The organism is Devosia sp. (genome assembly GCF_017307565.1).
GTDB lineage: Bacteria > Pseudomonadota > Alphaproteobacteria > Rhizobiales > Devosiaceae > Devosia.
Window position 1 is genome coordinate 1 of record NZ_JAFKHD010000265.1, and the last position, 2,710, is coordinate 2,710.

4 protein-coding genes are annotated in these 2,710 nt (G+C 62.0%); all 4 read left to right on the forward strand.

Features of this window, described 5'->3' with window-relative positions; genetic code table 11:
* Nucleotides 1-1,435, forward strand: a 1,435-nt coding sequence (locus tag J0I64_RS08385; protein ID WP_291407133.1) for a PAS domain-containing protein, incomplete at its 5' end; no start/stop codon positions are given.
* Nucleotides 1,428-1,805, forward strand: coding sequence for a response regulator (locus J0I64_RS08390; RefSeq protein ID WP_291407134.1), 378 nt, complete (start codon nt 1,428-1,430; stop codon nt 1,803-1,805). The genes J0I64_RS08385 and J0I64_RS08390, both read left to right, overlap by 8 nt.
* Before the next feature lie 133 nt (nt 1,806-1,938).
* Nucleotides 1,939-2,277, forward strand: coding sequence for a hypothetical protein (locus J0I64_RS08395; protein ID WP_291407135.1), 339 nt, complete (start codon nt 1,939-1,941; stop codon nt 2,275-2,277).
* A partial coding sequence (locus tag J0I64_RS08400; RefSeq protein ID WP_291407136.1) for a hypothetical protein occupies nt 2,274-2,710 on the forward strand: 437 nt, incomplete at its 3' end. The genes J0I64_RS08395 and J0I64_RS08400, both read left to right, overlap by 4 nt.

A 2,710-nucleotide genomic window follows, 5' to 3' on the forward strand; every position in this document is an offset into this window, starting at 1 on the left:
GGTCGACTATGCACGTATCTTTGACGTGCTCCCTAGCCCCTTCATGCTCCTCGATGCAGACCTGCGCTACGTAGCCGCAAACTCAGCCTATCTTGCCGCTACCGAGCGGCGGCTCGAAGATCTTATCGGCCAATATGTGATGGACGCCTTTCCCAATACCGGGGAAAGCGGCACGCGCTTGCAGGCGTCGCTCGAAAGGGTGGTTGCGACTGGCCAGCCCGATACGCTTGCCTACCTGCCTTATCCGATAGCCCGGCCCGATGGTGGCTTTGACAGCCGCTATTGGACATGTGTTCATGTTCCCGTCCTCGACGATGTGGGAAGGGTGGCTTTCGTCATGCAGAATACGGTCGATGTGACCGAATTTGCGCGCATCCGTCAGGCCTCCACCGTGCCCTTCATGTCGCTCTCGGCGGAAACGCAGCTGATCGAGCGGACGCGGGAGGTAGAGGCTGCCAATATCGATTTCCGCCGCCTCTTTCAGCAAGCGCCAGCATTTTTCGCCATTCTTTCCGGGCCCCACCACGTCTTCACCTTCACTTCCGACTCCTATCAACGATTGATCGGTGGCCGGGCCGTCGTGGGCCTGCCTTTATCCGAGGCCTTGCCTGAAATCGTGGAGCAGGGATTTGTCGATCTGCTCGACCGTGTTTTCCACGATGGTTATGTTCACCAGGCAGAAAGCGCGCGCCTGTTACTGGTGCGGCATGAGGGGCAGGAGCCGGAGGAGACCTTCCTCGATTTTTCCTATCACCCGATCCGCGACCCCGGAGGCAGCATTACCGGCGTCTTCGTGCAGGGGATGGATCGAACCGAGGCCGTGCGCGCCGAGCGCCGCCAGCGGCTGCTGATCGATGAGCTTAATCACCGCGTGAACAATACACTTGCCACCGTGCAGTCCATTGCCAGCCAGACCCTGCGCGCCACGGCCGATGCCATTACTGCGCGCGACGCTTTCCAGGCGCGGATCACCGCCCTGTCCAAGGCTCACGGCATGCTGAGCGACCGCCAGTGGCACGATACTGAAATCGGACGCCTCGTTTGCCAGGAGCTTAGCGCCTATGGAGATGCCCAGGTGAGCTATGGTGGGCCAACCGTGGTGGTCAATTCCAAGTCCACCATCGCCCTGGCGCTGCTGCTGCACGAGCTGGCGACCAATGCGGTCAAGCACGGGGCGCTTTCTGTGCCCACGGGACAGCTTTTTGTTTTCTGGCAGGAAGACGACGCGGACAATCTTGTGCTTGAATGGCGCGAGGCAGGCGGACCGGCGGTTGGCGAACCGGCGCGGCGCGGGTTCGGATCGCGGTTGCTGGATACGGTGGTGACAGGGGAACTCGGCGGCCAGCTCGATCTGCGTTACGAACCCGCCGGCCTCATGGCCCGACTTGTCATTCCTCCGACCTCCTATGTGTCAAAGGAGCTCGCTCTTGGCTAAGTTTCCGGGTAGCCGCATCTTTGTGGTCGAGGACGAGACGCTGGTGCTCTTCAGCCTTGAGGACATTCTGGCCGATCTTGGCTGCGAAGTGGTCGGGCAGGCCATGCGCCTCGACCAGGCGATCTCGCGGGCGCAGGAGGTCGGGCCGGTGGATGTCGCTATTCTCGACGTCAATATCGGCGGCTCCAACGTCTTTCCCGCGGCCCGGATTCTGGCCGATCGCGGCGTGCCGCTGCTCTTTGCCACGGGCTACGGCCGAGACGGCTTGCCCGATGAGTGGCAGGCCCATGCGGTAATCGTAAAACCATATTCGCCCCAGGATGTGGAACGGGCCCTGACCCCATTGTTGGGCCCCCGCAGCCAGTCATAGGTTTTGGGCGCCGCTCGCCTTTACCTTCGTCGTCAAAGCGCAATAAAACACGTTGGGTTTGCTGCGATTTCTGCCATAAGCTTGATTTCCGGGGCCCGCGGGCCTTTGGTTATCTCGCGTTCTGGGGGAATGCATGAAGATTATGTTCACGGGGGCGATGCTGGCAGCCAGCCTTGCCCTCGCGGCTCCGGCATTGGCCGTCTCTGGCCAGTGCTCGTTGACTGGTTACGGTGACTTTGACTGCGACGTGACGACTGACGGGGGCGGGTTGACCTTTGTCTTGCCCGATGGCCAGACCTTCGCCTTTGCCCTGACCGAGAGCGACAAGGGCCTCGGCTATCGCATTGCCGCCGACGCCAGGCCGGGACAACCTCCGCTCGAACTTGGCGCTTTTTCAGCACTGTCTGAAGAACCCGGCTGCTGGCAGTCGAACCGGGATGACATCAAGTTTTGTGCCATGGTGTTCGAGTGAGGCCATCTCGCCTGATCGTTGTCGCATTGCTGGGTACACTGGCATCCGTGTCGGCGGCGCAGGCGAAGGATGCGCGCTGCTTCACGACCGATGACGGTGACTATCCCTGCCACTTCCAGAGGCTCGATGACGCCGGCAGTTTCCGCATTTCCGCGGCGGGCAAGCCGACTTTCGAGCTCTGGATCGAGTCTGAAGGCCAGGGGTTTGCGAGTGCCATTTTCGAAGCCGGCGGGCGGTCTGTGCCGCTGCCCGGCACTTATCTGCGGACCAAGAAGGATCGCGCCTGCTGGAAGAGCGACGACCAGAGCGTGCGCGGGGCGCCGGAGATGGATGTGGCGGCAAGCGCGAAGATGACGAGCAGGGCGGCGGCAAGATTGGCGAGCGTCGACCAGCGCCGCGACAATGGACGGGCGCGGCGAGGGAACGTGGGCTG